General features: G+C 67.1%; 1 protein-coding gene. It reads left to right on the top strand.

The window, feature by feature from the left end:
* The coding region (locus tag HGB39_RS37785; protein ID WP_247607632.1) for a condensation domain-containing protein at positions 1-3,542 on the top strand (3,542 nt) is incomplete at both ends.

The raw sequence follows: 3,542 nt of genomic DNA, 5'->3' as shown, positions 1-3,542 counted from the left end.
CTCGAATACCTCGGCCGCCGCGACCTCCAAGTCAAAATCCGCGGCCACCGCATCGAACTCGGCGAAATCGAAGCAACCCTCACCACCCACCCCGACATCACCCACGCCGCAGTGACAGTCCACCACGGCACCGTCACCGAGCAACTGGTGGCCTACGTGGTGCCGACCCCGGGCGCCCACCTCGACCCCGACACGCTCACCGCGACGGTCGGTGCCCGCCTGCCCGATTTCATGGTGCCGTCGGTGTTCGTGACCCTCGACCGGATGCCAGTGAGCGTGAACGGCAAGATCGACCGGCGAGCACTCCCCGCACCAACACCGTCGAACCGGCAGTTCCGACCACCGGTCACCCCCACCGAACAGACCATCGCCGACGTCTTCACCGACGTCCTCGGCGTCGACCGCGTCGGGGTCGACGAGTCGTTCTTCGCTCTCGGCGGCGACAGCATCGTCGCGATTCAGTTGGTCTCGCGCGCGAAAGCCCGGGGCGTGGTGTTCTCCTCACGCGATGTATTCGAGCGCAGGACCGTCGGCGGCCTGGCTGCAGTCGCGCAACGTCCCGAGGACTCCGGACAGCCGGTGGCGCTCGAGGAGTTGCCGGGCGGCGGCATCGGGTGGATGCCGCTGACCCCGGTCGCGCGGGCGCTGATCGAGCGGGGCGGTGGCTTCGGTCGATTCTCGCAACACATGTGGGTGGAGTTGCCGCCCGGAATTGAGCGCGGCGAGCTGGTGGCGACGGTCGAGGCCGTCCTCGAGCACCACGACATTTTCCGCTCGCGACTTGTCGGCGACGAACGCGGGTGGGGTCTGGAAGTCGGTGGGTCGGATGCCATCGATGTGGACGGCCTTGTTCGTCGGGTGGAGGTCACCGCCGATCTCGACGAGGAAGCCGCGGCGGCGTTGGCGTCGGCGCAATTGGATGCGGCGTTGGGGCGGTTGGCGCCGACGACGGGCGTGATGGTGCAGTTCGTGTGGCTCGATTTCCGGTCGGAATGCAGCACCGCGCAGCGGCCGGGCCGGCTGCTGATCCTCGCGCACCACCTGGTGATCGACGGGGTGTCGTGGCGGATACTCCTGCCCGACTTGGCCTCCGCGTGGGCGCAGGTGTCCGCTGGGCACACTCCGGTGTTGGATCCCGCCGGAACGTCGATGCGTCGGTGGGCGCACGCGTTGGTCGAGGAGGCGTCGGCCCCGGCGCGGCTGGCGGAGTTGCCGATGTGGCAGGCGCTGCTGCAGGCCCCCGACCCGGTATTGGGCCTCCGCCCGTTCAACGCGGCTATCGATGTCGGGTCCACCCTCGACCGGGTCGAGGTGAGCGTACCGGCACCGGTGACGGCATCACTCCTGACGACCTTGCCGACACTGTTCCACGGCGGCGTCGAGGACGGACTGCTGGCGGCATTGGCACTGGCCGTCTGCCGGTGGCGGCGCACGCGACAGGTCTCCGAATCCTCGACACTGATCCAACTCGAGGGACACGGCCGTCAGGAGCAGATTGCCGCGGGAGCGGATCTGTCTCGGACGGTGGGCTGGTTCACCACAGTGTTGCCGGTGCGTCTGGATATCGGAGCCGCCGACCTCGACGACGCCTTCACCGGTGGCGCCGGCGCCGGTGTGGTGGTCAAGTCGATCAAGGAGCAGCTGAGGTCTATACCGGACAGGGGAATCGGCTACGGGCTGCTGCGCTACCTGAATCAGGACACAGCCGAGCAGTTGCGGTCACTGCCGGTCGGCCAGATCAGCTTCAACTACCTCGGCCGGGTGTCCGGCGGTGGTGTTCCGAACGAGATGCCGGGGGCGCAGTGGGCACCGTGCGGCCATCTCGGCGACATCGCCGCCCCGGGAGATGCCGACATGCCGGCGAACGGCGTCGTCGACATCAATGCGATCGTCACCGACGGCAGCGAGGGTCCGGTGCTGGGCGCCACGTTCACGTTCCCGACCGGTGCAATCCGGCGGACCGATGTGCAGGACTTGGCGGAGAAATGGTGTGCTGCGCTCGCCGCCCTCGCCACCCATGCGCAGACCCCCGACGCCGGCGGGCTGACACCGTCGGATCTACCATTGGTCACCGCACGCCAACCGGACATCGACCGCTGGGAAGCGGCGTATCCGGCGGTCACGGACGTGTGGCCCCTGACGCCGCTGCAGTCGGGTCTGCTGTTCCACGCTCTGTTGGCCGCGTCGTCGGTCGACGTGTACTCGATGCAGGTCGTGTTCACCCTCACCGGCCGGGTGGACGCCACCCGGTTGCACAGGGCGGCACAGGCGGTACTGGATCGGCACCCGAACTTGCGGGTGGCGTTCGTCGAGGGAGCCGACGGCATACCCGTGCAGCTGGTCCTCGACAAGGTGCCGGTGCCATGGTCCGAGGTCGATCTCCGCGACGTCGACGACACCACTCGCCCGGACGCGTTGACGCGACTGCTGGCCGACGATCAGGCCACGCACTTCGACATGACCGCACCGCCGTTGATCCGGTTCACCCTGGTCACCGTCGCCGAGGACCGGTACGAGCTGGTCGTCGCCAACCACCACATCCTGCTCGACGGCTGGTCCATGCCACTGCTGATGACGGACATGCTCGCACTCTATGCCGCCGGCGACCAGGCGTCGGCGTTGCCTCCCGCCCGTCCGTATCGCAATTATCTCGAGTGGCGCGCCGAACAGGACGAGGCGACGTCGCGGCGGGTCTGGGCGGCGGCACTCGAGGGTGTCGAGGGCCCGACTCTGCTCGCCCCCGCCGACCCGGGCCGAGAGATCTCCTCGCGGGCCGGCGAAGCAGCCGCCGATCTCGGCGAGCACAAAACACGTGCCCTGTCCGAGTTGGCCGCCCGACTCGATGTCACCGTCAACACCGTCATGCAGGCGGCCTGGGGAATTCTGCTGATGCGGATGACCGGCCGCGACGACACAGTCTTCGGCAGCACCGTGTCAGGACGACCACCCCAGCTCGCAGGCGTGGAATCGATGATCGGACTGTTCATCAACACGGTACCGGTCAGGGTGCGAGCGGACCCGGACGAGTCGATCACCCAACTACTGACGCGGATGCACCGTGAACAGGCCGACCTGCTCGACCACCTCTATCTCGGGCTCACCGACATTCAGCAAGCCGCCGGAACAACCGACGCCCTCTTCGACACGCTGACGGTGTTCGAGTCGTATCCCGTCGAGCAGACCACACTTACCGAACAGGCCGACGCACTCGACGGCATAACCCTCACCGGCGTCAGAGCCAACGACAACACCCACTACCCCCTCGCCCTGAAAATCACCGACGACACCCAAATCCGACTAACCCTGACCTACCTCCACGACCTGTTCGACGAACCATACGTCCAAGCCCTGCTAAACCGATACCTGCGTGTCCTCGAAGCCATCATCGCCGATACGGACAGTCGAGTCGGCGACATCGACCTCCTCGACGCCGACGAAAAACAGCTGATCCTCGAGGACTGGAACCACACCGATCATGCGACAACCACCGACACACTGGTGTCGATGTTCGGTGCGCAGGTGACGCGCACACCCGACGCGCC

The organism is Rhodococcus opacus (assembly GCF_012396235.1).
Taxonomy (GTDB): Bacteria; Actinomycetota; Actinomycetes; order Mycobacteriales; family Mycobacteriaceae; genus Rhodococcus_F; species Rhodococcus_F opacus.
The sequence above is the reverse complement of the archived record's forward strand: the minus strand, read 5'-3'. Positions and strand labels throughout refer to the sequence as shown.